Raw genomic sequence first — 24,814 nt, 5'->3', positions numbered from 1 at the left:
TGTAATCATAAGGAAGTCTAAAATATTATTGAATTGGAGAGATGTTTTCATGAAGCATAATTTTGCAGTTGTATTTTATAATGGGGATCAGGAATATCTACTAATTATGAATAAAACATACGCGGAAGTATTGATTGACGGTGAAGTGGTGGCTGGTAAAGTTTCTTATATTGATTCTTTTGAGTTACAGCAGATCGGATTAGAAGATGAAGATGGTCTTAACACATATATTAATTGCGATGATATCACAGAAGTTTTGTCGGTAAAAAATGTGTAATTATATAAAGCAAGGATGCAACATAAATACTCAGGTGCTTTGAAGTTATGAGTATTTATAAAATATGACTTTTACAAGAGAGGATGAGTGCAATAAGTGATCTATATTACAGGAGACATTCATGGAACAATAAGTGTAAATAAGCGTCTTAATACTAGAAATTTCCCACAGCAAAAAGAAATGACCAAGAAAGACTATGTTATTATTGTTGGAGACTTTGGATTACTGTGGAATGGCGATAAAGAGGATCAGTATTGGCTGAAGTGGTTAGACAAGACGAAATCATTCACAACACTCTTTATTGATGGCAATCATGAGAACTTTGATTTGCTTGAGGAGTATCCAGTGAGCCAATGGAATGGTGGGAAAGTACATAAGGTCAACGATAGCGTAATTCATTTAATGCGCGGACAAGTGTTTAACATTGAGGGAAAGAAGTTCTTTACGTTTGGTGGAGCTGCGTCACATGATAAAGAATACCGCAAGGAAGGTAAATCATGGTGGAGTCGTGAGATGCCATCTCAAGAGGAATATGAAGAAGGATTAAAGAATTTAAAAAAGCATGATTGGAAAGTTGATTACATACTCACACACACCTGTTCAACAACAGCATTAGAGTATATTGAGCAGCGTTGTAATATACGAATGGATCGAGATGAAATGCATCCATACTTTTATGGTATTGAGCAGAAGGCAGAATATAAGCAGTGGTACTTTGGGCACTTTCATCATGATTTTGAATTACCAAATAAACAGAGATTGTTGTATACGGATATAGTTAAGATTTAATCAAACAAATATTTTATAAGAATGGAGAATCGAATTGTACGCTATTCATGTAAATAAAGTTTTGGAAAACGGTACTAAAACAGAGATTAGAGTTGAGTACGATGAGAAGGCAAAGAAATTCGAAATTGTGGGAGTCGGGGTTATTCCTAAAGGAAAACGTAAGATGATCTATATTGGAAGCAGTAAGATGACAGACAACTACGAGTATCGATGCTTGAGCATGGAGGATCGAGAAAAGGTGAAATTTAAGACTTACGTTGAAGCTGTTGGGATAGATGTACTGAATGAAGCCTTGCTTGAAGCCTGGGAAATAACTAAGCCTAAACCTCTTGAACAAGATATTTACAATATCGATTTCGATGTAAGCCGATTCGTGTAAAACTTACATTTTACGGGAAGAGTGATATAAAAAATGCCTTGGATTCAGGTTCTTATATTTCTAGTTGCTCTATTCTTTCTACGTGGCACCATTAGATTGGGAAGAGAAACATTGTTTATAAAATTTGTTTTTGTTGTTCTACTGATAGTCGTATTTGCTTTGCCTTTTAATTTTATCTATAACGTGTCTCCTTGGAAAGAAGGTCCAGTGTTGGCATGGATATGTTCTTTGTTTTATCTAGTATTGATTGTTTACCTTGCAAACATTAAACCAAAAGAAAAATAGAATCAAACTTAATCAAATTTTCCTTTTATAGAAATGGGGCGTAGTCTTGACCACAACCTTGTCCGTGAAGGTAAAGAGAGATGGAAGCATTGAATTGCTGGATTTATTTGATGCACTTTCACTAGAACAGATAAGCAGAGTCCCCGGCCTTTTGAAAGCAAATCCATTATTTGACGACAAGAGAAAGGATACATTATTGATCAAGGAAATAAACGAACTAATTTATAACAAGAAACTAGACGAACAATTCTCGCTGGCAAAAAACAGTTCCTTGGAATTTAAAATAATGCTTACTGATGTAATTGAAAAGTTGATTCGTTATGAGAACAGTTGAAATCTTTCTTTTACTAAAATCGAGGTGAGACATGCAGCACTATCATTTGTTCAAGAAACTCAAGTCAGAAACATGGCGTTGGTATAATGAGAAGGATAATGAACTTTGGGATTTGATTGGAAAAGAGTTCGACAATGAACGTTGGGAATCTATCATGCAGTTGTTAGTTAATCAAAACATGTTAAAGAAAAATAAGGATATGATTACTAAGAACTCGTATAAACTGACTGTAAAAATTAAAGAGGAAACTGGTATAGAAGTTTTTCCCGTAATCCTACAAATAAATTATGGAGCAATATCAAAAATGGAGAGGTATGGGTGGAAAATGTATTTGTTAGCCGAAGATCAGTTAAGATATGTATATTCCAATTGGACACCAAAGGACTTGCTACTAAAGAAATATGAAATAGAAGATGAGGTAATTGGTACATTGGATGTTGAACTTCACAGAAAGTTGAGATAAAAGTTTACTTGTGCTGAGAAAAGAGGAGTATAAATGGGCTGGAGTATTGATTTGATTCCAAATAAGATTGTAGATGAAGAAGAAATTGATGATATTATTAGTATATTACCTCAAGAATTATCCTTTTCGTTAGGGAACAGCAAGCAACCTTGGGGATGGTCTGCTGGAGTAGACGTAGCACTAAGAGATGATAATACAATTTGGCTAAGTGGTTCTTATGGAATATCTGGTGGTATAGCCGAACAATTTGTAGCTCATATGAAAAGTGAGTTAGAGAGTAAAGGGCATTTGATTAAGATTGTTGATAGACGCTAGTCCCTCCACCTGCTCTTAATAAGATATAAGAAGTACACAAAAGGTTGATTTGATTAAAATAGGGAGGTGATATTCTGAATGTATTTATTGTTGTAAAAAAAGATTCTTTCGATTATGAAACCAAATCATATCAAATCAGCATGATCGACAGTGTTTATTCAACTGAAGATGCAGCAAGAGAAAGGTTAAAAGAATTGGGTAGTTATCATGATTATATTAAAAGGGTTGTACGATAAGGAGGAAATACATATGGAACAGTTTAAAACGTGGACAAATTTGAAGAGCAAGTTAAACTACAAGTCGGAAAATGAGAAAAAAGAAATTGCAATGAAAGCAAAATTAACAAATGCAATCGTAAAAAAACGTAAAGACAATAATATAGACATTGAAGAGCTGGCTGATCTTGCAAGAGTAGAAGCTAATAAAATTACTCAGATGGAAGAAAACAAATATGTACCAAGCTTTGATTTTTTGATGAAGTTAGTTGTGGCTTTGGAAATGGAAGTAGTAATTAAATAATATTAAATATACAAAAATAACGAAAATGAGATAAGGATCAATATTAATACTAAATATATAGAGGAGAGATTGAATGAACATTAGAAGCATAAAAAGAAAACTACAAGAAGCTCATCGAAGCTTTATTGCGTCAATTAAAAATGAAGAAATTGCTAAGTTGGTTAATGAGAAATCATTTATTACAGGAGGCGCTATTGTTTCACTATTACTCGAAGAAGACCCTAATGATTATGATTATTACTTTATGGATCAAGAGTCATGTATACAAGTAGCAGAATATTATGTGAACAAATTTAATCGAAGTACAAATGATACATATGGAGCTACAGTTAAAAAAATTGAGGACAGAGTTAGTGTATTTGTACCAAGTCAAGGAGTAGCAAAAGCTAAATACAAAGAAGGTTTTAATCCAGTTTTTCTTTCAACAAACGCCATTACACTATCTGATAATGTGCAGTTAATTACTAGATTTTATGGAGATCCCGAAGAAGTTCACGAAAACTACGATTTTGTTCATTGTACTTGTTATTATATTCCACACAAGAATGAATTAGTTTTACCTCAGAAAGCTTTAGAGTCCCTTGTAACAAAAGACTTAAAATATGTAGGATCTAAATATCCAGTAGCTTCTATTGTGCGCGCGCGCAAGTACATTGAAAGAGGGTGGTCAATCAACGCAGGCCAATATCTGAAGATGATTCTACAATGTGGCGATCTCAATCTAAACGACCCGACAGTACTAGAGGAACAACTCACTGGTGTAGACTTGTCATTATTCAAAACGGTAATCGAAGCAATAAAAGATAAGAAAAAACAAGATAGTGATTTCACAGTATCATTAGAATGGGTATCAGAAGTGATAGATAAAGTATTCGACGAAGAAGAGCTGGATCAATACATACATAGTACAGACGAAGAGGTTTTTGAGTAAAAGTTCAATTTTACCAAAATACATAGCGGAGGAAAATAAATGGTGTACGAAGTAACTAAGGGAGCTAGATACAAACATTATAAAGGAAATTACTACACAATTGTCAGTATGGCTACACATACAGAAACAATGGATGGTTTGGTGATTTACAAAGATAAAAATAATAACATTTGGGCTAGACCAGTAGAAATGTTTTTTGGATATACAGATGATGGTGTGAAGAGATTTGTTTTAATTGATGAAGAGGAGGAAGCCAATGAGGATATTGACTAATTATGAAGATTTAACTGGTAAAACAATTTCTTTTGTTCATGCAGCGCAATTTGCTGAGGCAATCACCATTGCAACAACTGATAATGAGGTGATCATTATGAACAGAGAGATTGATGAAGACGAGGGAGAAGGTAATATTAGAGTCTTTCCAGAGTTTAGAGCACTTGAATACATAAAAAAAGAAGATAATAGATATGTGCGTAATAGTCTTGCTAAACATGCTGGATTTGACATTGATGAATATAACAAACTGAAGAAAGAAGAGTCATTGAAGAGACAAAATGAGTGGAACCTAGAACGCGAAAAGAGAGAAAGAGAAGAGTTTAATCGTTTGAGTAGAAAATACAATGTGTATAGTTACAAGTATTATAAGGAAGGTCAATGGTGTCCTCTTAATGGAAGTGAGAAAATCCATGAAACCCATGAGGTGGTTAAGACATTAAAAATAAATCAGTTGGCTTATGTTGTTAACCATGTTGGGTACAAAGCGCACATATCATTTAACTCAGAAAATGAACTGATTTGGATGTTGCCTGAAGTAGGCTATGAATCGGAATTTTATATTGATCCTAGTGACAACGAACTTAATAATGAATTGCTTTGGATTATTAAGTAAAATCTTCATTTTAAGCGATATACATAACTTACCGCAGAAATAGTATATACTCATTTGATATACTGTTAAATGGGTGATGAATATGTTTGTATCTCCAATGCTACTGCATAAGGCAGATAACAATGAACCATTTAACAGTAATTTGCATTTAACAGAGTTGAAGCTTGATGGAATAAGATTACTTGTAGATACTCAAGATGGAGTAAGACTTTATACACGGCATAATAATGAAGTAACTGGTAAGTTTCCTGAACTTGTTGATAACATTCCAATTGAAAGTGGAACAACTCTAGATGGAGAACTAATTGTTACTGATTCAGAAGGAAAACCAAGTTTTGAATCAGTTATGGAAAGATTCAAATCAAAAAAGAATAAACACAAAGTAACTTTTTGTGCCTTCGACATCATCAATTATAATGGGAAAAGTGTTGCCCACTTACCGCTAATTGAACGTAAAAAGATACTGGAGTCAGCATTTAAAGATAATGACTACTATACAAAGACAAAATTCATCTTGGGCCACGGAGTTGAGTACTTTAATCTAACTAAACAACAAAAGCTTGAAGGAACTGTTCAGAAAGAAATAAATTCGAAATATGAGATTGACAAAAGATCAGACAAGTGGCTTAAGGTAATTGCCTATGATGTTGGAGAGTACTACATTGCTGGTTACAAAAAAGATGAATTTGGTTGGCTATTATCTGATGGCGAACGAATAGTAGGTATTTTAAGTTTAGCAGTAGGGTCAAACGAGAGAAAAGCAGGTTATAAGGTGTTCCAGCAGCTTAAAGTAAAGGAAACAGAAAATACAGTCTACATTAAAGAAGTTATTAAGTGTGTGGTTAAACATAGAGGATTCACTAAAAACAATTTGTTGAGGCTACCTGAATTTGAATGTTTTAAATTCTGAAGGGGGTGATTGAACTGGCAAGACCAGTTAAGTGTCCGATTTGTAGTCAGTATGGACTTAGAGAAGATATGATTTTAGAAAACAGGAGATATTACCACAAAGAATACTGTTATGAGAGGTTTAAGAAAGAGCAAGAGGCGACTAGAATTGAAAATGAGCAATGGGATGAGCTATATCAATACATAATAAAGTTTCACGATTTAGTTACACTATCAGTAGCAAATATAACAAGATTAAAGCATCTACGGGCTGGCTTTGAGTATAAAAAAGGCAAAAAAATTCGAAAGTGGAGAACAGGGCCTGATTATGCTTTGATGCTTGAAGCATATAGGCTGTCTGAGAAGAATAACTTATATGCAATGTCTTCAAAGATTGGAGATTGGAATGATGTTAACCAGGTGAATTATACGATCTCTACTATGGTGGGTCATTTAAATGATGCTTGGAAAATAAGACAGAATAAAAAGAAGCAATTGGAAGCAGAAAAGCGAGTTGAAAGGCAAGAGTCAAAGAAAGACCAATCTCTACCAAACAAAAATACATATAATAAACGGGATGATTTAGACATTTCCGATTTTTTGTAAATTGCAAGGAGTGGTAACAATAGAATATATTAAAGCATTCGTAGATCCATCAAAGGTTCATGAGTCTATATTTATCGGATATTTATGGAATACACCCACTCTATACGGTAAGTATAAAACCCATAAAATTAGCAAAGAAACCTTCACAGAAGGAATATGGTGGTACTACTTTTATATAGGAAAAGAGATGTACGAAAGTGGCATTCGACTATTTGATGATGTAACCACATACTCATTTATTACGTCTAAGCCTTCTGAAAATGGTAAGAAATCATACTTTGATTATTATAACGATTATGGTGGCTTCTCAACAATTGATGAGGTCGTGTCTGAGTGTGATGGAGACAAAGGGAATGATGAATACCATTTTAGTGAAGTGCAAAAATATGAGTCGCTTCGAAACCTTCAAAAGCAAGGATTATTGGATACTAGCAATCCTAATTTGGTTTCGAAATTGGCTAATATGTCACTTAAACAGATGCAAAGTTTCTTTCAGTTTAAACATAAAGAATCGTTTTCTCATGTAAATAGCGGTGAAGTAATTGAATATAATCTTATAGATAATCTCGATGAGACCATCGAACAATTGGAGGCCGGAGAAGATGCAGGAATACCGTTATTTGAATCTCCTCGGTTAAATAAAAAGATTAATGGGCAAAAGCTTGGGAACTTAATGTATCTCGTTCTTCCTTCAGGTGTGGGGAAATCGAGCATATTAACTGAGAAGGGTGTATTGGGGCTTCTAGAAAGTGGAGAGAAAGGAATAGTCTTTGCCAATGAGGAAGGTGTGAAACGATGGAGGACTAGGCTCCTAGTCACCGTAGCAGCACGAATCTTAAAGAAACCTATTGCACGAGACACAGTTAACAGGGGCGGTTTCAGTCAGGAAATAAAACTAATACTCAAGGAAGCTGCTGAATGGCTTCAGACACACCGTCCAGACTTTATAAAGTTCGTCCAGCTCAAAAAGTACCGAATTGAAGATGTCATTAATAGGATTGAACTTTACAGGCCATTAGGTTATAAGCATATTTATTTTGATACGTTTAAACCTGACTTATCGCAGAATGTAGAACGCTGGCTTGCTTTCTCCAATTCAGCTCAAGAACTGTACGATTGCATCAAAGAAGAGTCAAATAATTGCGCCACAATAGCGACAGTCCAGCTTAAGATTGGTAAAGAGTTCAGATACATAGACTTAGATTGTATTGGAAAATCACCAGAAATTGTAGAAGTAGCTGCCGTTGTAATGGCAGGAAGATTGATTTTTGCAGACGAATATCCTACTGGTAAAAATGAATTACATCCTTATAACTGGGAAAAGGATAGTGGCTTTGGTGGATGGCACAAAAAACCGTATAAACTAGATCCAGAGAAAAAATATCTCATTCTCTTCTTGCCTAAAAATCGTGAAGGATCTGAGGACGAACAAATCGTGTTTGAAGTTAATTATGATTTTAATATTTGGAAAGAGGTTGCACTAGTAGTCGTACCTAATAACGGACGTTAAACTCCTTTGGAGGAGCAGCATGAGTAATGATCTAAAACTAATTAAGGAAAGAATAATCGAGGAATCAAGAGTCGGAGAACTTTTAGAAGCAATGGGTTGTGAACATGTCGATAAAAAGAACAATCGATATGAAGCACAACTCCCCATTAAATTTGAATCACCAAATAAAAGGTCGGTTCAAGTGTATTTAAACGAAAGTCTTTCTAGCAGAATCAGGACGCTCGGAGAGTCAGACATTGATATATATGGGTTAGTATCTTATATAGTTTTTGATCAAATATCGGAAGATGAAAGACAAAAAGGACTGCCTAAAGCTAAGAGATGGATATGTGAACAATTAGACTACAAAGAATTTTTAGACAACAACTATATACCTCCACCTAGTTTAATTCAGCTTGATTGGCTCAAGGATGTTAAACGGAAACGTAAGAAAAAAAGAGAGTTAAGTAACCTTGAAAATGACACCTATGATGATGAAATATTGAATCAATTTGTCATGTACCCTCATCAAACTTATTTAGATGAGGGGGTGTCATGCGAAATACAGAGAGAATTTCAAATAGGCTTTGACTTAAGAAGCCAACGTATAATTTTCCCCATACACAATCGCTTTGGGGGAATTGTATCTATAAAAGGAAGAACCATATTTAGTGATTATGAAGAGAAAAATATATATAAGTTCTTGTATCTTATCAACTTCAACAAGATGATAGAGCTTTACAATTGGCATCGAGCCTTGTATTACATATTAGAAAGAAAAGAGATATTGATATTTGAAGGTGAAAAAACTTGCTGGTTAATTAGTCAATACGGTTATCGAAACTGTGTTGCTATAAGTGGCGATGATCTAAGTGAGTGGCAGGTTAAGATGATAAAAGAATTAAGTCATGATGTAGAGATAATTATAGCGTTAGATAAAGATAAACCTATTGAGGCAATAAAAAAGCAAGCTGCAAAGTTCGGGAAAACCAGAAACTTATATGCACTATACGATAATGGAGATTTATTTGAAGACAAGGACAGCCCTTGCGATAAAGGAGAAGAGGTGTTCAATACGCTTTATACGAAGTGTAAATTCAAAATACCAGTCTGAGTAAAATATAGTTTTTATCTAATTGGAGGCGTAAGAACCTCCTTTTTTATACTTCAAAATACTTTACTATATATAAATGAAAATAATGAAATAAAACTGTTGACTTATATTAAACAAATAAATATAATGAAAATATGAAACAGAGAGGGATGGTCACATGTCAAGTCATCAACTTGCTGACTTAGAGCCGACAGAGGACTTAGGTTTAGCAACTCATGTTTTGGTAACAAAGAATTTATGTGGTGGATTAGATTTAACAGAGGGGGAGTTATATGTCTTAGGAAGGTGGGAATCTAGCATTAGCAGTATAGGTGAAGCTGAGTTGTTCATAGTAAATGATGCAGGGTTTGAATCGAGTTCGTTCATGATGTGCTCCAGAAAAGTATTCTATAGAATAAAATAACAATTCGATACATAGTAGAGGTTGATCGTAAAACCATTCATAGCTAACAACCTCTCAACTTGCTAATGTGACCATATAAAAGTTGGAATTTATAAGAATGGAGAGATGCTAAATGAGCAAAAAGGCAATGTGCATTAATAACAATCAGGCAACGAAGAGTAGAAAAGAGTTTGTTCAATATCTAATGTCGCTGGACGAGCTAAAAAAGTCAGATGGCAATCATGTTTACTACTTGACGCATACATACAACAACGATCCTAATAGGAAGCTTTACTTTAAGGCCCCCTATGATCTCGATACTATAAATGCAATTTGTGCCTATATTCAATTCGAATGTTCTGAAATTGAAATGTCTTATTCAATGGACGAGTCAGAGGTTATTGAGATCCTTGAGAAATTTTACAGTTGCAGTAGTACATTTTCTGCTGATAAAGGTGACGTTAAGACTGCTCAAAAGATTGATTTATATTTTAACTGGGAAACACATTGCGGTTCTAATGTTCAAACGGTGAGTTCATTGAAAAGAAAAGGAATGGATAAATATTTTAAAAGATATGTTGATGGCTTTTAAGTGAGGGTTTATAAAATTTGAATTTTACATAGAACGGAGGAAGTGATCCTTTGTGGAGAAAAATGTTTAAATTCTTTGGAGCAAAAGTTATATATACAGTTGATTATGATGGAGAGGTTAGAATTAGATTTGCTAATAAGCTCACTTATGATAGATGGGCCTGCTATGAGATAGACAAGAAAGTAGTTTTATTTAAAGACGGTTCATCTTCTGGGAACTATATAAAAAATTGGGGTTGGCTATAAAAGAAGAGTTTTACTTATAGGCACAAAAGAAAGGGGACAGCATGAGACTTAAATTAGAAGGACGCGAATTCGTAGAAACAGCAAAAGAATATTTTAAAAATGAATATAATTCTGATTTAAATGGCGTATCAGGAAATCTTGGGAATGATGTTTTATTAGAAGATTTTTATAAATGTGTGGAGTTAGATTATTCTAAACCGAACAATACACTATATAATATAAAACCCTGCTTGGAATATACTGCTTCTGATTGTAATCTCAGACGTAAGCTACGAACAGGAGATATAGTCGGTATACTGGATAAACATTTGAAAAGTATAGGTGTAAAGAGAGCTTCAATGCCCTCTTATGTATTTGTTCCAGATGAAAGAAGTAAGTTTTCATTTATGAATCCATGTTCATTTACTAGTGGAGTTCTTAGCGGAATCATACATATTGAATTTGATATTAAAAATTTGAACTGATAAAAATATACTTTTACATAGAGGAGAATAAAATATAATGACTAAAATTGCTATGGTCAAACATAATGGTAATTCAAAAGAGTATGCATTTAAAACAGACATCAATCTCAACATTGGCGACCTCGTGGTTTGCGATACTGCATATGGATACGAGACTGGAAGAGTACAAAATATTACTGACCAAGACTATTGGGCAGCTAGGAGATGGATTGTTTCTAGGATTGACACCAAAAGTCACGTAGAACGAGTAAAAAAAGAAAAGAAGATTAGTGAGATAAATCAGCAGATCGAGATGAGAAGAAATGAGTACGAAGGAAAAATTAATGATTTGATTGCTCAACATGACAAGGTAATGTTTGATCTGTTGGATGAACTCAACGAACTAACGAATACTAATAATCGTAGCAACGATATTGAACTAAAAGATTCATTTTATTTTGAAAATCAGAACGGCGATCAGCTTTTAGCAGTCAGAGAGAATAAACGATATGCTGTTTCTGTAGTAGGTCTTACAAAGGTATGGACATATTATTACCTCATTGAAAAAGTAAAAGAAATGATTTCTACAGGAGAATGGAAAGTGATTGACCAATGAAAGATCTAAACGAATTTTGGTTGAGTAGTAAACAGATAAATAAAAAAATTCAGAGAAACAAGATATTATATTTCTTGACTAGAAGAAAGAAGTACAAAAATGAAATTGAACGCTTGGCTGGGGCTAGTATGAGTAGTTATAAATTTAAAACTCGGTTTAGATACAAATATTGAAAAGTAAAAACAAGATTTTATTGAATGTAACCAATATAAAAAATGAGGAGACAGTAAAATGAATGAAATGAAATTTTTTAAAATCAAACAAGGAACAAAATATCATGAAGCAGTGAAACAACACTTAACCTTACTTCCAAAGTGGAAACCAATTTATGCTAAAGTAAGTGAATTACTCGATGAGAAAATCACTTTAATGGTTCAAGCCCCAAACTATCTTCAAATAGAATACTCAGAACTTAAAAAGGATGAAAATAAGAAGATTTTCAAAAAAGACGGTACTTTAAAAGCAAACTCAAAAAAGGCAAAAGAAATTGAAGCTGCCTACAAAGAGATTGTCAAAGAAGCTGGACTAGAGAAGTTTGAGAGTTTGGGACATATCAATTTCTGTTACTGTGTAATGCGTTATCATGGAGAAACATTAAAAACCTTTAAGACTAGTGACCATGAACTCTATTATAAAGCAGATTTTGACCTAGAAGAAAGAACTAAACAATCAACAGGAGATAGTTTTGTAATTCCGATTACAGAAATTGAGCATCAAGAAAAGTATCTTGAAGAAATCAAAAAACAGTCTGCTTAAAACTACTATTTTATAAGGTGGGATGATATCAATGACACAAGATTTAAAACAAATAACTACACTAAAAGAAAAAGCGGATATTGTGTTTATCAAGATAACTTCAGGTATTTATCGAATACATAAAGATAGAAAAGGAAGATTTTCAGGTAGAGTTTATGTAGGGACACAGGAAGTTTTGGATGCATTGAATTTTGAAAATGTTGTTATTTTAAGAAAACATAAACACGGGGTATCCTTGCATGATAATTTCAATGATTTTTGAAAAAGGAGAGGGGATAGAGAACAATGGATGAACTGGAATTAAAATTAGGCATTTACACAGACGTATTGTATTCAAAAGTGGAACTATTTCGAAAGCAAGGAAAAGAGGAAGTAGCGCATGAAATTATGAATGTAATTAATGAGCTACTTGATATTCAAGGGATGATCTAGGAGGGGAAATAGAAGAATGAATACAGGCGAAGTATTAACCGAGGAGCAACGACAAAACATGGTTAACTTCATAAAAAGAACTTTTGGTAAAAGTGTAAATGATGGTGAATTAACAAATGATGATCAGATTAAAAATATCCATAATGAGGCTGTAAATTATTCAGATTGGGGATTGTAGCGAAGCGACAGCCTAATAAAGTTATGTCCCTAGAGGGCGAGGAGAGAGATATGAAATATTTTCACATAGAAATTTATTTATCTGGCGGAAACATAATTGACATTCTGAAAGTAGATCAAGAACTGATGGATAAAATTGCAGACTTTGCAGTAATGGGTAGCGACGATAAATCATCGCCTGATTGGCTTGTTTTCGACCACAACAAAGCAGAGTATAACATAAATCGTAATTTAATATGTGCGGTAAAGAGCTGGGAAACGGAAGTCTAAACCATATAAAAGAAGTTATATAAAAAGTAGAAATATTGAATTATATGTCTTTAAACTAACCTGAACTGAGGAGTGATTAGATATGGCAAGTATCAAAGTCATAAACAAACAGACAGGAAGGGAGAACAGGCATCTCACCCACAACTTTATGAAAGCAATTGATAATAACCTTAAAATTACACTACCTGAAAAATTCAAAATAAGTATTCAATAAAGAAGTATCAAGGAGTGATTAAATCATAGTCTGGAAGCAAAAGCAATCCAAAATTCCGTTTGAGCCTTATGACAATACATACAGTAAACTCGCTAAGATTAACGGAATTGAAGATATAGATCAATTTCTAAATCCACTACCTAATGTTGTTCACAGTCCGTACTTGTTAAAGAACATCGATGCACTGGTATCGAGGATCATTAAAGCAATCAAAAACAATGAAAAGATAATTATTTATGCTGACGTGGATTATGATGGCATTACTTCGGCAGTTATTCTATATAAATGGCTAATTAATTTCACTAACAATGTTTTCATTAAACATGTTGAGAGGTCAGTTGGTCACGGTTCGGAGTATATAGTTGATAAAGTTGAAGATGATACAGATTTATACATAGCAGTAGACAGTAGTAGTAATGATGTAGAACCACTGAAGATGCTGGTAGATAAGGGTATTGATTGTCTAGTTATCGACCACCATACAGTCGATGTATACAATCCGTATTGCATCTTGGTTAATCCGCAGCAACCAGAATGCAAGTATCCAAATAAAAATGCTTCAGGTGGACTGCTAGTGTTCAAGGTGTGTCAAGTGTTAGATGACTATATGGACACATCATTTACCTTAGAACTAAGTGATTTACCGGGATTTGCTTTAATGGCAGATATGATGTCCATGATGGAAATGGAAAATAGGTATTATGCTAAGTTGTCACTTAAAGGGTTGCGTCATGAAGGATTAAAGCTTCTGTTCGAGTCTATGAATTCTGACTTGAAGACTCTAACTTCAACAGATTTTCTTTATGGTGCAAGTCCTGCCGTTACTGCTGCAACAAGAGCTGATAATATGAAATTAGCTATAGACTTTTTAATGAGCGATACTATTTCTTCAGACACAAAAAAATATGTAAAAGAATTAATTAAGTTGAACGAAAACAGGAAAATAGTTCAATCTGAAGCGCTAGAAGCCATGAAAACTGGGTTGTGTGAAAGCGATAAAGTAATAATTGTTTTTGATCCCACTCTAGGCAGAGGGATAAACGGATTAGTGGCACAAGAAATTTCAAAAAAATATAGTAGACCAGCAATCGTACTTGGATTTGGAGATGACAAAGATACATATTCGGGTAGCTTTAGAGGACTGGATGACTTTTCAATGTTAGAGTTGCTGAGTAGATGTGAGAATACTACATATGCAGCAGGACATGACGGTGCTGGTGGTGTAGGAGTGTTAGTAACCCATCTTGAACTACTGCGTCAGGAACTAAATTCTAAATTAAGAGATTTCGTACCAGACAACACAATTTATTATGATTTGGAGTTTAATGCGAACGATGTAGATGAAAGATTGATCAACCATCTAACAGAGTTCTATCGCTACTCAGGAAACAACTTTAAGCCGGGAACATTTCTAATTAAAGACCTATTTATTTCAGACAAGAAACTAATGGGCAAAGCGAATAATACAGTTAAGATTGATTGTGGAAAGCTACAATTAATGAAGTTCAAAACAGGCGAAGAGTATTATGAGAAAGTACCCGTGTTCACCGAGATCGAAGCATTAGGTTCATTGAATGTGAATATTTGGACTCAATATAGGCCAAAGAAGAAAGTCATTAAAACTTGCCAACTATTCATTGAAGATTATAAAGAAGTAAATCAAACAAAATAAAAATACATATAAGAACGGAGAAATATACATATGAAATTTTACGGAATCGCAGTAAACACGCTAAACAAACACGTGGTAATCAACAATCTACCAACTGACTGTTTTGCAGCAGTAAAAGAGGCAAAACGAATCGCGACTAAAGAAGGATTGAAGTTTCAATTTGTTAAGCCTGCCGTGAATGGACAAAAAGAAGGGGCTACACTCACGAAATTTGCAGCGCAACGCAAGAATCGTAAGTCTGTAAAACGGTGATTTTATGAGAATCAAGATCAGCGAACATGCGCGAGTTAGATGTGAGCAGAGCAACATTGGAGTGGGTCGCCTTATTAAAGAGGTGGCTTCACTCCCAAATGTTCAAGGTAAGATTAGATGGATGACTAGATACGGAGTAATTGTTCTAGAACGAGTAAATGATACTTTGATTCTTATTAAAACGTTTATAGCTAAATTTAAATATAAAGGCAAACAATATCATAAAGGATGTAGAACGTTTTAATTAATAAATAGAGGAGATTAAATAGTGACACAATTAACACCGTTTAATTATAAACCCCCATACGATGGCGCAAAAGAATACCTTGTATATTCAGTAAATTGTGCAGCTCCTGAAAAAATTAGTGGATGGATGCAAGGATATTTTCATTGTGTTATCTGTGGAGCTTGCAATCAATATAGATTTTATGATGAATCTCCACATCATTGTAAATGTCCAAACTGTAACGCAACATTTCAAGTTGAAGACGATACAGACTACGACGATTAGGCAAGTAAAATACAAGTTTCATCAAATAAAAGACGAGGTGTAAAAATGAAATCAATAGCACTTATTAGTTGTGGAAAAAACAAATTGCCTGAGAATGCAGCAGCCAAGGATTTGTACATTGGAGACTTATTTAAGAAAGCAAAAAAATACTCAGAGAAACACCATGATCAATATTATATTCTTAGCGCACTACATGAACTTCTTGGTCCAGAAACAAGCATCGATCCATATAATTACACCCTAAACGATCTCTCAAAAGAGCAAATTATTTCATGGTCAAACAATGTATATAAACAGATTATTGAGAGTATTGGGGAGAATGACAAAGTGGAAATCTCAATTTATGCAGGAGATAAATATAGAAAATACTTGGTTCCATTGCTTGAACAACATGGAATTAAGGTCAATATTCCTTTAAAGGGGTTGGGTATTGGTCAGCAGCTATCTTGGTTTAAAAACAACATTGGAGAGTGATTAGTTGAGACTATATTTATCAAAATGTAATGACAAGTTGAACACCAAAGAGTTAAACACTGAATTCATCACACAAAGTGTCTGTTTGAATCCAAAGTACAAAGGTATTACGATCAGGAACCCCAACGCGAAAATATTGATGGATAGTGGAGCGTTCCAGGACACAGACAAAGATAAGCGTATTCCAGTAGAAGAGGCACTAGAACGTCAACTGAAACTTGAACAAAAGATCGGTATGGTTAGTGAAAGAATTGTTGCATATGACCACATCGGAAATGTAGAAGATACAATTATGGCTAACAGATATTTGATTTCCAGACGTGAAGAATTGAAGCCAAGACAACTAGTGCTAATGATTCAGGGCGCAACAATTAAGGAGTATATTGAATGTTTAGTGAAGACATTAGAGATGTCCTCTCCCGAAGATTGCATCGGATTGGGTGGCGTTGCGATGTCTGGTAGGGTAAATGAGATTAAATTTAAATTGCTTGATGCAATCAAAATTGGCCTCCCTATCATCTGCAAATCTAAAGTTAAAGACGTTCACATATTCGGAGTTGGCACGTTCAACGTTTTGAAAGAAGTAGCATACATAAGAGAAGTTTTAGAAATCGTTGGAGTAAACACTGACCTACTGAATATAAGTTGTGATACTTCCTCTTTTGAAATTATGTCCACTATGGGCAGTGTTATTGATGAAGATCAAGAGAAGTGGATTAAGACTTATAACAAACAACAGAAATTTATAGATTATCATCCAGCAGACTTAACTATAGAAAATATGCATAAAGCAAAAAAAATAATTGAGGCAATTTAGGAGACAGCTATGATAAGAATTTTACTTTATATTGCAGCCATCATCGTTGCTAATGTAGTTACAGCAAGTTTCAATCCTATTATACTTTGGAAGTTTATTGTACCGATGGGAACAGTATTTATTGGGACTACCTTTATTCTTAGAGATTTAGTACAGCAAAAATATGGTCGTAAAAATACATACTACATCATCTTTATAGCATTATTGTTATCCGCATTAACTTCTTGGCTATTGGGTGACACTCTATGGATTGTATTTGCAAGTACAATTACATTTATTTTTTCAGAAACGTTTGATACTGAAGTATTTACTAGACTTAAATGCTCTTTTGAAAAGAGAGTTTTGTTAAGTGGGACTGTGGGAGGAATTATCGACTCTGGATTGTTTGTAATTATAGGTCTTTCACCAATCGGTGCCGGATTTATCCCTTGGGAAGCGGTGGGATACGCAATTATTGGTCAGGTAGTTGTTAAGACAATAATGCAATTTTTAGGGTATCTTACAATCAGAAAATTTATCAAGTTTAAGTAAAATAGTGGTTTTACATAAAAGGAGAGATTGAAATGGATAAGAGTGTGTTTCTTTATGTAAGAGGCGATGATTATTCAGCGATGCTTTTTGATCAAAACTTCAATGCTCAGGAGATTTATGAAGACATGATTCGAAACGGTGAATCCTCCAGAACAATTGATGGAGAAGATTATATGGATATTGATATTGTAGAATTTGAAAAAGTAGATACTAGATTTATGAAATGGATTAAGAGCAACCTTTGCGATTACGATTATCTAAAAGGAAGCGACATTTTTGAAGTAAAACCCGAGAAATAATGCTTTTATTGGGATGACAAATTAGGAGGATTGAGTTTGAAGTATATCCGTCTACCTAGGGGATCAGGAAAGCCAGACACCATTATGAATTTAATCAAAGAAAAGATAGAAAAAGGGGAACGTTTCATCGTGTTAAGTGATATGAATTATCTTGATATCACCAAAAGTTTGGAGAAGCTACGCAAGGATCGAGCAGAGATTGATCGGGAAATATACGACCTAGAAAATATGAAAAGTAGAAAACTATCTGAAGAATCAAGTGTCTGGAATCAAATTCAAAGAGTTAGGAAAGATTGCGAAAGAAGATATCCTACAACAATTAGATTTTAAAAGAATAATTAAAAAGGGGAAATAGAATACATATGATTTTTTGGACAATAGTGTTTTTCGTAATTAATTTTTATGGAATGATTAAGGGAAGTATTTTCTATACAGCATATAGAAATTTAGAATTGATCAGCATTAGAGAGGCACAAGGAGAAGATAAACAGAAGATTAATCTCGAATTTGCAAAAAAGGGATGCTTGCCGCTGTTTATTCTTTTCTTGTTAGCGGTTATTGAAATTATTTATTTGATTAATGCGATTGGATATGACATTTATAAATATCCAAGTATTTTGATTATTCTTTATTTGATTATTTCATTTATTACAAGCAAAAAGAAGAAATCTTATAAGAGCATGAGTGACAATGAGCTGCTTGAAGCAAAAGAAAATATGCAAAAAGAATATAAACAGACTCTAAAATCGTTTCTCAAAAACTTTGTATGGGTTGTATATTTCGGGTACATGTTCTACTGTCTTGTATTTTAGGTAAAAGATATATTTGACTGAGAAAGAAAGGAGTGTGAGGGATGTCTATTAATATGGGAGATCGATTTAAGTTGAAATCAACAGGACAGCGACTTGAGGTATCTGAGATAGTCACAATGTATAAGTTGTCTCCAATAGGTGCAAAAGCACTTAATACACCCGCAATGACAGAGGAAGAGTTGATTGAAATTTACGAACCCTATGCCGAAGAGGAGACAAACTAAATGGCTGAGAGAATTTATGGTTACAACCACAATAAAGATTACACTGGATTTGTATGTGAACTAACTTGGACACTTGAAAAGACAATGGATAAATTGAAGGAACTGGGCATTACCCCTCCAGACGGTTGGATTCCACATCCAGAAGGGTTTTCTGTAAAAGAGGATCATCAAGATGATATGTTGATTCAATTCTGTAATATTGATACTGGCGAGGATATCGAAGGAGAAACATTTTGGATTAAATTTGAGGATGCAGTGTCTTATTGGGCATAGGAGCAATTGAATGGATAAATATGAAGCTATAGATAAATATGAGCAGCGAGTAAATGAATTAGAAGTTCAACGAAAAATAATTTTATTGACTCTTGAGGACAGAGATGTGTTTAAACATAAAGAATTGGTTTTTAAAGAAGTCATAGACATTGATGTTCAAATTGCATTATACATAGACGTTATTGAAACGATTAATTCATTAACCTCTAAGTAAAAGTGAGATTTTATAAAGATAAGGAGAATGTAATCATGAAGAAATACGCAGATTGGTATTATGTGCGAGAGGCAGAGAACGAGGGATTGGTTGCTTCTATGGATAATATAATTGAAAGAAATCGGACAGACCTAAACAAAAAGCTTAGTGCCTACTTTATAAGCAAATTGCCCAATTATGATTCGGTTTTTAATGAGAATGAAAGTGAAGATGTTTTGTATGCTATCAATGAATATATCCAAGAAAATAATATTGATAAACGTGAAATTGATTTTCCTATTATGGAAGGCAGCGACGTTCATTTATTGAAGATCACAGACAACCTCCAATTAAAAATCATTGTTGCTGATGAATATTATGGTAGTGGAGATTACAGCAAATACATTGCTATTGATCGCTTTATTATCAATGAAAATACTACAGAGCAAGATGTAGATTCATTAATTGAGTTTATTAAAAAATACCTCAATAGCGTTCGGTAAAAGGCGTATTTTACATAGACGAAGGAGCAGAGAAATGAATCTGTATAAAATTATGTTTGAGCATTTTTCACAGAAAGATAGTCAAAAGGGTATTCTTACTTATCTCGCTGCAAATTCAGACAGCGAAGTGTATGAATGGTTAAAGTCAGAACCACCCTCTGAAGACTGGGGAAATATCTACAATAACTACAATCACAAAGAAAAAGACAATGAAGTCTTTGATATTTATGACAATGACTTTAGTATTGTAGATCAAGAGAGTTTCAGAGATAGGATGATTAGATTGCATGGAGATATGTACGATGAAGAGGTCGAGCTAAGTGATTTATATTATGGAGCAACACTGTATGGATGGAAAGCCGTAAAAGAAAATATAAGTTTCAATGATATAAAAATAATGAGGGACTTAGGAGTCAATATTGATATGGGGGAAACTAATTGAATCATAAGGAGTATGCACCAAAAGCAAAATTAGGGGATGAAGTGTGGATCTGTGACTATAGATTCAACGATATAGATAATCAGCCAATCCGTCACATTATTCCTAGAAAAGTCGTTGTTTTGAGTAATGATGAATTGCCTAAAAATAAACGTGTTTACTATTCTGATTTTCACTTTAGACCAGTCAACGAGAAAGGGAAAGTGCTATCGCAAATAATTGCTCCTTACGACAACTCTGGATATAGAGCCTATACAGGTGTATCGCTAAATATTTTCCACACGGAGGAAGAATGCAAACAGCATTATCTAAATCAGTGTATGGAAAATCTGAAACGGTTTGAACAAGCCAAGATTAACAAGGTCGAATATTATGATAAGAAGATTGACGAGATAAATAAGGAGATGATGGCTTTGTTGTAATAAAAGCTGCATTTTACAAAAAAAGAGACCTTCAGGGTCTCGAATGTTTTTACACAGAGCCATTTAGCTCATCTCGCAAGAGATTGTCTATGTCTTTGCATATAGAATTAATTTTATCTGAATGTGATACATGATTGTTATAAGCATCTTCTATTGCAATACTAAGTTGAAAATCGCTCATCTCATTACGACCTTCGTTTTTTAAATGATAAAAATTCTCTTTAACGTATATCGCAGTTTGTAAAATCAAAACCAACTCATCCAATAAATCATTAAACTGTGGCGATATATGTACTTTATTATTATCAAACATTTTTGTGAGGACATTTAACTCATCTAAACAGTCACGAATGCTGGAAGTTGTTGAATTATAAACTTTCAAGAATTTCCTTGTTTGGTCTCTAACCTCTAATGATTTTGGATAACTATCCTTTGAATACATATCAAACATTTGCTTACTCTTGGTTGCCTGTAGTTCGAGTTCTTTTAAGTAAAAATTCTTTTCTTTTTCAAGTTCAGATTTATACTTCTCAGTATCCTTAAATAATTCGGTTTTGAATGATTCTAACCTTTGATCGAAATGTTCTTTTAAATAAGCCTTTCCAATAAATTTTATTGCTCCAAAACATGTGGCTGCAATAACTGGGACTGATACAATTAGAGTTCCCCAGTCAATTGATAAATTCATATAACATCTCCCTTTCTGTTGTCATTATATGATATCGGACAATTTTGTAAATTAATTAATAGAAAAAGGAGCAATGAAAATGCAGGAAAAAGATGCTTTGATTAATAAGAAAAAAGAATTACAACAGAAGATAATTGAAATTGATAAAAAATTAACTGCAATTGAAAATTTAGAAAAACCTTATGTTGCCAATGTTTGTGCATATAGTGGTCATTATTCAATGAAGTTCGAAACGGAAGCAAAAGCAAGAAAGAAGCTTGATGAATACTTTAGCAAACAATATTTTAAAAATGGACTAAACTATGGGGTGTATCTATATAAGTATTCGGAAGATGGGAAGCCTACTTTGATGGATGTTAAGCCAAAAGGACAACCAGACTTCTTTCCGATGGAATTTAAGAGTAAGTAAAAGTCAAATTTTATCAAGAAATTAAAAATAAAATGTGGGGGATTTATGAGTATATTTAATAAATATAATCTGCACTACGGAGACGAAAGAAGGACGATTGTCGATATAAAAAGTATAAAAAGTGTATCTAATGAAGAAAACAGATACGATTTTTTCGAGCTAAATAACATCATTAAACACTCACTTGGATTTGATACGAGGGGTTGCGAAAAAGACCTTGTAAAACTGGGATTTAATATTCCAAAAAGATATTATCGCGAAGAAGAATTTGAGTATTGTGATTATTGGCATTATCAATTAGAAACGGTATTTAGAAGAGAAGTGCGTAACGACAGCGCCAACTCTATTTATGTTGGAACAGAACAAGGTATTGATTATAAAAAGTTGAAAATACAACCGAATGATTGGCAAAGAATGATTTTGGAAAAATGGAACGCTTTATTGCATCCGTTGGCAGATGAACATGGATGGATAAAAATAGTTATCTGGTGGTAAATAAAATGCACATTTTAAGAAAGGGTGAAATAATTGTCGGAGGTATACTTGTATAGCGTGAGTAGTGGACTTTGGGATATTGATTACGAAGATTATTACATAGTTTCAGATCAAGAATATTCCGAAGAAGAATTTGAGGGATTTTGTAAAACAATCATCAAAAAACACAACGAACTAGACAGCCCTGAAGCGTTGAGTATGTTGTTGGCTGAAGAGTATGGTTTCATTGTTCCAGTAAAAATAACAGAATTTCATCTGAAGGAGTATTCAACTAAGGCAATCGCAAAAGATGACGAATATAAAGAGTTACGAAGAATGGAATATGAATATGCTAAAAGACCGAAAGATTTCATTTTAGTTTCCATTGAAGAACTTTCAAATAAACTTAAAGAAGCAGGAATGGGTGAGTTTCAAGATTTTATGTTCAATGTAGTGGATGTGGCAGACTTCTATAATCACAACGATCACCAGTACATGAAAACTGATTTTGAAATCAAAACGAACAAGGATGTAATTAAATCAAACGTATTAGCTATGAAGCTCTTTGGTGGAACAAAAATATACCCTGTCATTGATGCATATAAGAATAATAAAATATATAAGGTAGCAATTGATTCGGATTCTGACAATTATCAAGTAGAAAAGAAAGGTGTATTGGTTGAAAGGTTGCTTTAAAATGTACCTTTTAAACAAAACGAGGATGGGAGATGTTCACTATAAACTATGGTCAACAAGTGTGGGGATCGATTGACATCAATACACCGATTTCCATCATAAGCAGCAACAACGAGCTTACATTTGCAATTGACGGAAAGACTTATACACTAACAATTCCAGTCGGCACATACAAAACAGTCAGAGAACAACACAGTTCAGAGCTTGTTTCTATTTTGAACACTCTAGCTAATGATGTAAATGCCCCTGTAGAGTTTAAATTGGGTGGAATGCATTACGATCAAAAATATAATGTCGTTGTAATTGAACACAATGATAAATCTGTGGGTCATGTAATTGATGGTTTTGGCGGTACAGCTAAAGACTTAATCTTTGGTGAAACTAAATTCAACTTATCACCAAGAGATTGAAAATAATCAGTTGACTTAAATTATATAAACAAATATAATGATATTATAAATAAAAAAAGAAGGTGATTATCGCATAGATTACATTTACTACTGGTGTGCAACAGAAAACTACTCTTTATTATTCATACTAAGATGATAATTTCGCACTGAAAGCGAGGACTCAATTATGAGCCAAGAGACAAATAAGTTACTTGTAAATGTTGCACTGTTAAAAGAGTCATTGGAAAGATTGAATAGAAATCTGGATTTACAAACAGAAGCCAGAATTAGACTGGAGAAGGCTCAAAGAGACAAAATAGACTTTATTAATGAAAGATTGGGACATATCAACATACAGAAGTGGAAGAAAGCAAATGACCGTAAGTTTTGAATTAGCCGAACATCTGATTAACTGTTTTATGGATGACGTTGGCACAGAAAGTGAAAGAAAGCTACACGAAGATAGTTATGTTAAGAAGAAACTTAAAAAACACTTAGGCAATAAAGATTTTGATAAGTACGATGCATTGAAAGAACATGTATGGAAAGATGCATGGAGAGAATTTGATAAAGTAGCAATAAACAAAAATACATAATGATTGGATAATTAAATATGAACGATGAGCTGAAGAGGTTTATTGTTGAGGATATGTTACCTCGTGAAGTCGAAGCTTTGACTATTGCCGCTGATTCATTGTATCTCAAGAGAGATAAGGATAGGGAGTATTTAGATGACTGGTGGCTAGTGGTTAGAGCATTACTAGGAGAAAGAGTAGAAGAATTTAGAAACTGTCGGATTGTAAATGAATTGTATAATTATTTAAATCATAGACAGGAAAATGAGGAGGCAAGGAAGCATGAATTATGGTATTAGAGATATCATTGAGCTGCATGTGTTTGATGAGACAGGAAAATTTGTTTCAACTATCACTACCCTGAAAAAAGGGAGCATAAGTGTAGCAAATAGAACGATCAGGGTAAAAGACGCTCTTTTGAATGGTGACATGCTTAAGTTTCTGAATAAATCAGTAACCGATGTGTCGGATTATGATAAGTTCTTTAGCACAACGCAAAATTACGAAACAATTGTATTTAATCGTAAAGTTGTCAATTGTAAACTGATTGCTGAAGGGTTCTATAGAAAACAAGAAAACCAAGAAGATGTATTAGTACAATATGAAATACCACAATGCAGTATTGTAAGTAATTATGATTTCAATCACTCCACTGTTGGCAATGCAGATGATTTTGATTATGTCTTCGAAATTAAGGAATACAATGGAGAAGGCGATTTGTTCAAGCTTCATATTGAAAAGTAATACATAGCATTT

At 33.7% G+C, this 24,814-nt stretch carries 47 protein-coding genes; 46 read left to right on the top strand and 1 reads right to left on the bottom strand.

The features are described from left to right. Positions 1-49 precede the first annotated feature (49 nt). From MHB54_RS00500 to MHB54_RS00315, 38 genes are all read left to right on the top strand, one after another. Positions 50-277 carry a hypothetical protein gene (locus MHB54_RS00500; RefSeq protein WP_340981172.1) on the top strand — a complete coding sequence of 76 codons (228 nt, stop codon included), beginning with the start codon at positions 50-52 and terminating at the stop codon, positions 275-277. A 96-nt stretch (positions 278-373) separates the two neighbouring features. Continuing rightward, positions 374-1,066, top strand: a complete 693-nt coding sequence (locus tag MHB54_RS00495) for a metallophosphoesterase family protein (protein WP_340981171.1) — start codon at positions 374-376, stop codon at positions 1,064-1,066. A 34-nt stretch (positions 1,067-1,100) separates the two neighbouring features. Continuing rightward, entirely contained in the window at positions 1,101-1,445 is a 345-nt protein-coding gene (locus MHB54_RS00490) for a hypothetical protein (RefSeq protein WP_340981169.1), read from the top strand. Positions 1,446-1,776: 331 nt separating this feature from the next. After that, positions 1,777-2,064, top strand: a complete 288-nt coding sequence (locus tag MHB54_RS00485) for a hypothetical protein (protein ID WP_340981168.1) — start codon at positions 1,777-1,779, stop codon at positions 2,062-2,064. 31 nt (positions 2,065-2,095) lie between these two features. Next, complete coding sequence (locus MHB54_RS00480) at positions 2,096-2,527, top strand: hypothetical protein (protein WP_340981167.1); 432 nt, start codon at positions 2,096-2,098, stop codon at positions 2,525-2,527. Positions 2,528-2,560: 33 nt separating this feature from the next. Then, the gene (locus MHB54_RS00475) at positions 2,561-2,842 is read left to right on the top strand and encodes a hypothetical protein (RefSeq protein ID WP_340981166.1); all 282 of its coding nucleotides are present in this window, start codon (positions 2,561-2,563) and stop codon (positions 2,840-2,842) included. A gap of 249 nt (positions 2,843-3,091) precedes the next feature. After that, positions 3,092-3,361: a helix-turn-helix domain-containing protein gene (locus MHB54_RS00470; RefSeq protein WP_068940456.1), complete on the top strand. Its 270-nt coding sequence runs from the start codon at positions 3,092-3,094 to the stop codon at positions 3,359-3,361. A gap of 73 nt (positions 3,362-3,434) precedes the next feature. Further along, positions 3,435-4,292, top strand: coding sequence for a hypothetical protein (locus MHB54_RS00465; RefSeq protein WP_340981164.1), 858 nt, complete (start codon positions 3,435-3,437; stop codon positions 4,290-4,292). Positions 4,293-4,331: 39 nt separating this feature from the next. Next, positions 4,332-4,565 (top strand): DUF1653 domain-containing protein, encoded by a 234-nt coding sequence (locus MHB54_RS00460; protein ID WP_340981163.1) that lies wholly within the window; start codon positions 4,332-4,334, stop codon positions 4,563-4,565. Then, positions 4,549-5,181 (top strand): hypothetical protein, encoded by a 633-nt coding sequence (locus tag MHB54_RS00455; protein WP_310168732.1) that lies wholly within the window; start codon positions 4,549-4,551, stop codon positions 5,179-5,181. The genes MHB54_RS00460 and MHB54_RS00455 overlap by 17 nt, the downstream gene beginning before the upstream one ends. A gap of 82 nt (positions 5,182-5,263) precedes the next feature. After that, the gene (locus MHB54_RS00450) at positions 5,264-6,091 is read left to right on the top strand and encodes an ATP-dependent DNA ligase (protein ID WP_340981162.1); all 828 of its coding nucleotides are present in this window, start codon (positions 5,264-5,266) and stop codon (positions 6,089-6,091) included. Positions 6,092-6,096: 5 nt separating this feature from the next. Beyond that, the gene (locus tag MHB54_RS00445) at positions 6,097-6,675 is read left to right on the top strand and encodes a hypothetical protein (protein WP_340981161.1); all 579 of its coding nucleotides are present in this window, start codon (positions 6,097-6,099) and stop codon (positions 6,673-6,675) included. A gap of 10 nt (positions 6,676-6,685) precedes the next feature. Further along, positions 6,686-8,185: a replication protein gene (locus MHB54_RS00440; RefSeq protein ID WP_340982131.1), complete on the top strand. Its 1,500-nt coding sequence runs from the start codon at positions 6,686-6,688 to the stop codon at positions 8,183-8,185. 19 nt (positions 8,186-8,204) lie between these two features. Beyond that, complete coding sequence (locus tag MHB54_RS00435; protein WP_340981160.1) at positions 8,205-9,278, top strand: toprim domain-containing protein; 1,074 nt, start codon at positions 8,205-8,207, stop codon at positions 9,276-9,278. A gap of 515 nt (positions 9,279-9,793) precedes the next feature. Then, positions 9,794-10,252: a hypothetical protein gene (locus MHB54_RS00430; RefSeq protein ID WP_068940480.1), complete on the top strand. Its 459-nt coding sequence runs from the start codon at positions 9,794-9,796 to the stop codon at positions 10,250-10,252. Between the two features lie 50 nt (positions 10,253-10,302). After that, positions 10,303-10,497: a hypothetical protein gene (locus MHB54_RS00425; protein ID WP_340981158.1), complete on the top strand. Its 195-nt coding sequence runs from the start codon at positions 10,303-10,305 to the stop codon at positions 10,495-10,497. 41 nt (positions 10,498-10,538) lie between these two features. Beyond that, positions 10,539-10,961, top strand: coding sequence for a hypothetical protein (locus MHB54_RS00420; protein WP_340981156.1), 423 nt, complete (start codon positions 10,539-10,541; stop codon positions 10,959-10,961). A 37-nt stretch (positions 10,962-10,998) separates the two neighbouring features. Next, a complete protein-coding gene (locus tag MHB54_RS00415) occupies positions 10,999-11,556 on the top strand; it encodes a hypothetical protein (RefSeq protein ID WP_340981155.1) in 558 nt (185 codons plus the stop codon). A gap of 231 nt (positions 11,557-11,787) precedes the next feature. Next, entirely contained in the window at positions 11,788-12,312 is a 525-nt protein-coding gene (locus MHB54_RS00410) for a hypothetical protein (RefSeq protein ID WP_190297296.1), read from the top strand. Positions 12,313-12,343: 31 nt separating this feature from the next. Further along, positions 12,344-12,574 carry a hypothetical protein gene (locus MHB54_RS00405; protein WP_340981152.1) on the top strand — a complete coding sequence of 77 codons (231 nt, stop codon included), beginning with the start codon at positions 12,344-12,346 and terminating at the stop codon, positions 12,572-12,574. Positions 12,575-12,597: 23 nt separating this feature from the next. Beyond that, positions 12,598-12,744: a hypothetical protein gene (locus tag MHB54_RS00400; protein WP_340981150.1), complete on the top strand. Its 147-nt coding sequence runs from the start codon at positions 12,598-12,600 to the stop codon at positions 12,742-12,744. 16 nt (positions 12,745-12,760) lie between these two features. After that, positions 12,761-12,922: a hypothetical protein gene (locus MHB54_RS00395; protein ID WP_340981149.1), complete on the top strand. Its 162-nt coding sequence runs from the start codon at positions 12,761-12,763 to the stop codon at positions 12,920-12,922. Between the two features lie 50 nt (positions 12,923-12,972). After that, positions 12,973-13,191, top strand: a complete 219-nt coding sequence (locus tag MHB54_RS00390) for a hypothetical protein (RefSeq protein WP_340981148.1) — start codon at positions 12,973-12,975, stop codon at positions 13,189-13,191. Between the two features lie 377 nt (positions 13,192-13,568). Further along, complete coding sequence (locus MHB54_RS00385) at positions 13,569-15,077, top strand: DHH family phosphoesterase (RefSeq protein ID WP_340981147.1); 1,509 nt, start codon at positions 13,569-13,571, stop codon at positions 15,075-15,077. Between the two features lie 30 nt (positions 15,078-15,107). After that, a complete protein-coding gene (locus MHB54_RS00380; RefSeq protein WP_340981146.1) occupies positions 15,108-15,329 on the top strand; it encodes a hypothetical protein in 222 nt (73 codons plus the stop codon). Positions 15,330-15,597: 268 nt separating this feature from the next. Beyond that, the gene (locus MHB54_RS00375; RefSeq protein ID WP_340981144.1) at positions 15,598-15,840 is read left to right on the top strand and encodes a hypothetical protein; all 243 of its coding nucleotides are present in this window, start codon (positions 15,598-15,600) and stop codon (positions 15,838-15,840) included. A gap of 45 nt (positions 15,841-15,885) precedes the next feature. Next, positions 15,886-16,314, top strand: coding sequence for a DUF6884 domain-containing protein (locus tag MHB54_RS00370; protein WP_340981143.1), 429 nt, complete (start codon positions 15,886-15,888; stop codon positions 16,312-16,314). Between the two features lie 4 nt (positions 16,315-16,318). Next, the gene (locus MHB54_RS00365; RefSeq protein WP_340981141.1) at positions 16,319-17,131 is read left to right on the top strand and encodes a hypothetical protein; all 813 of its coding nucleotides are present in this window, start codon (positions 16,319-16,321) and stop codon (positions 17,129-17,131) included. A gap of 12 nt (positions 17,132-17,143) precedes the next feature. Next, positions 17,144-17,662 (top strand): VUT family protein, encoded by a 519-nt coding sequence (locus tag MHB54_RS00360; RefSeq protein WP_340982130.1) that lies wholly within the window; start codon positions 17,144-17,146, stop codon positions 17,660-17,662. 32 nt (positions 17,663-17,694) lie between these two features. Next, complete coding sequence (locus tag MHB54_RS00355; RefSeq protein WP_340981139.1) at positions 17,695-17,961, top strand: hypothetical protein; 267 nt, start codon at positions 17,695-17,697, stop codon at positions 17,959-17,961. Positions 17,962-17,997: 36 nt separating this feature from the next. Next, positions 17,998-18,291, top strand: a complete 294-nt coding sequence (locus MHB54_RS00350) for a hypothetical protein (protein WP_340981138.1) — start codon at positions 17,998-18,000, stop codon at positions 18,289-18,291. 32 nt (positions 18,292-18,323) lie between these two features. Then, positions 18,324-18,773, top strand: a complete 450-nt coding sequence (locus MHB54_RS00345) for a hypothetical protein (RefSeq protein ID WP_340981136.1) — start codon at positions 18,324-18,326, stop codon at positions 18,771-18,773. A 41-nt stretch (positions 18,774-18,814) separates the two neighbouring features. After that, positions 18,815-18,997, top strand: a complete 183-nt coding sequence (locus tag MHB54_RS00340; RefSeq protein ID WP_340981135.1) for a hypothetical protein — start codon at positions 18,815-18,817, stop codon at positions 18,995-18,997. Beyond that, positions 18,998-19,270, top strand: coding sequence for a hypothetical protein (locus MHB54_RS00335; protein WP_340981134.1), 273 nt, complete (start codon positions 18,998-19,000; stop codon positions 19,268-19,270). It begins immediately after the preceding gene. A 10-nt stretch (positions 19,271-19,280) separates the two neighbouring features. Next, positions 19,281-19,484, top strand: a complete 204-nt coding sequence (locus MHB54_RS00330) for a hypothetical protein (protein WP_340981132.1) — start codon at positions 19,281-19,283, stop codon at positions 19,482-19,484. Positions 19,485-19,519: 35 nt separating this feature from the next. After that, positions 19,520-19,966, top strand: a complete 447-nt coding sequence (locus MHB54_RS00325; protein ID WP_340981129.1) for a hypothetical protein — start codon at positions 19,520-19,522, stop codon at positions 19,964-19,966. Between the two features lie 34 nt (positions 19,967-20,000). After that, positions 20,001-20,408 (top strand): hypothetical protein, encoded by a 408-nt coding sequence (locus MHB54_RS00320; RefSeq protein WP_340981127.1) that lies wholly within the window; start codon positions 20,001-20,003, stop codon positions 20,406-20,408. Continuing rightward, entirely contained in the window at positions 20,405-20,827 is a 423-nt protein-coding gene (locus tag MHB54_RS00315) for a hypothetical protein (protein ID WP_340981125.1), read from the top strand. The genes MHB54_RS00320 and MHB54_RS00315 overlap by 4 nt, the downstream gene beginning before the upstream one ends. Before the next feature lie 49 nt (positions 20,828-20,876). Here the strand turns inward: MHB54_RS00315 and MHB54_RS00310 are convergent, their stop codons facing one another. Further along, positions 20,877-21,515, bottom strand: a complete 639-nt coding sequence (locus tag MHB54_RS00310) for a hypothetical protein (RefSeq protein ID WP_340981123.1) — start codon at positions 21,513-21,515, stop codon at positions 20,877-20,879. Between the two features lie 79 nt (positions 21,516-21,594). Here MHB54_RS00310 and MHB54_RS00305 point away from each other — a divergent pair, with 79 nt between their 5' ends. From MHB54_RS00305 to MHB54_RS00270, 8 genes are all read left to right on the top strand, one after another. After that, entirely contained in the window at positions 21,595-21,924 is a 330-nt protein-coding gene (locus MHB54_RS00305; protein ID WP_340981122.1) for a hypothetical protein, read from the top strand. A 45-nt stretch (positions 21,925-21,969) separates the two neighbouring features. After that, on the top strand, positions 21,970-22,419 hold the full coding sequence (locus MHB54_RS00300) for a hypothetical protein (protein ID WP_340981120.1): 450 nt from the start codon (positions 21,970-21,972) through the stop codon (positions 22,417-22,419). Positions 22,420-22,476: 57 nt separating this feature from the next. Further along, complete coding sequence (locus MHB54_RS00295; RefSeq protein ID WP_340981118.1) at positions 22,477-23,094, top strand: hypothetical protein; 618 nt, start codon at positions 22,477-22,479, stop codon at positions 23,092-23,094. Between the two features lie 32 nt (positions 23,095-23,126). Beyond that, positions 23,127-23,504, top strand: a complete 378-nt coding sequence (locus MHB54_RS00290) for a hypothetical protein (protein ID WP_340981117.1) — start codon at positions 23,127-23,129, stop codon at positions 23,502-23,504. A gap of 166 nt (positions 23,505-23,670) precedes the next feature. Next, positions 23,671-23,874 carry a hypothetical protein gene (locus tag MHB54_RS00285; RefSeq protein WP_223821892.1) on the top strand — a complete coding sequence of 68 codons (204 nt, stop codon included), beginning with the start codon at positions 23,671-23,673 and terminating at the stop codon, positions 23,872-23,874. Next, entirely contained in the window at positions 23,858-24,079 is a 222-nt protein-coding gene (locus MHB54_RS00280) for a hypothetical protein (protein WP_340981114.1), read from the top strand. Before MHB54_RS00285 ends, MHB54_RS00280 begins: the two co-directional genes overlap by 17 nt. A gap of 17 nt (positions 24,080-24,096) precedes the next feature. After that, entirely contained in the window at positions 24,097-24,357 is a 261-nt protein-coding gene (locus MHB54_RS00275; protein WP_340981113.1) for a hypothetical protein, read from the top strand. Next, positions 24,341-24,802, top strand: coding sequence for a hypothetical protein (locus MHB54_RS00270; protein ID WP_340981112.1), 462 nt, complete (start codon positions 24,341-24,343; stop codon positions 24,800-24,802). Before MHB54_RS00275 ends, MHB54_RS00270 begins: the two co-directional genes overlap by 17 nt. Positions 24,803-24,814 lie beyond the last annotated feature (12 nt).

Origin of the sequence: Paenibacillus sp. FSL M7-0802 (assembly GCF_038004945.1) — a bacterium.
Lineage (GTDB): Bacteria > Bacillota > Bacilli > Paenibacillales > Paenibacillaceae > Paenibacillus > Paenibacillus polymyxa_B.
The sequence above is the reverse complement of the archived record's forward strand: the minus strand, read 5'-3'. Positions and strand labels throughout refer to the sequence as shown.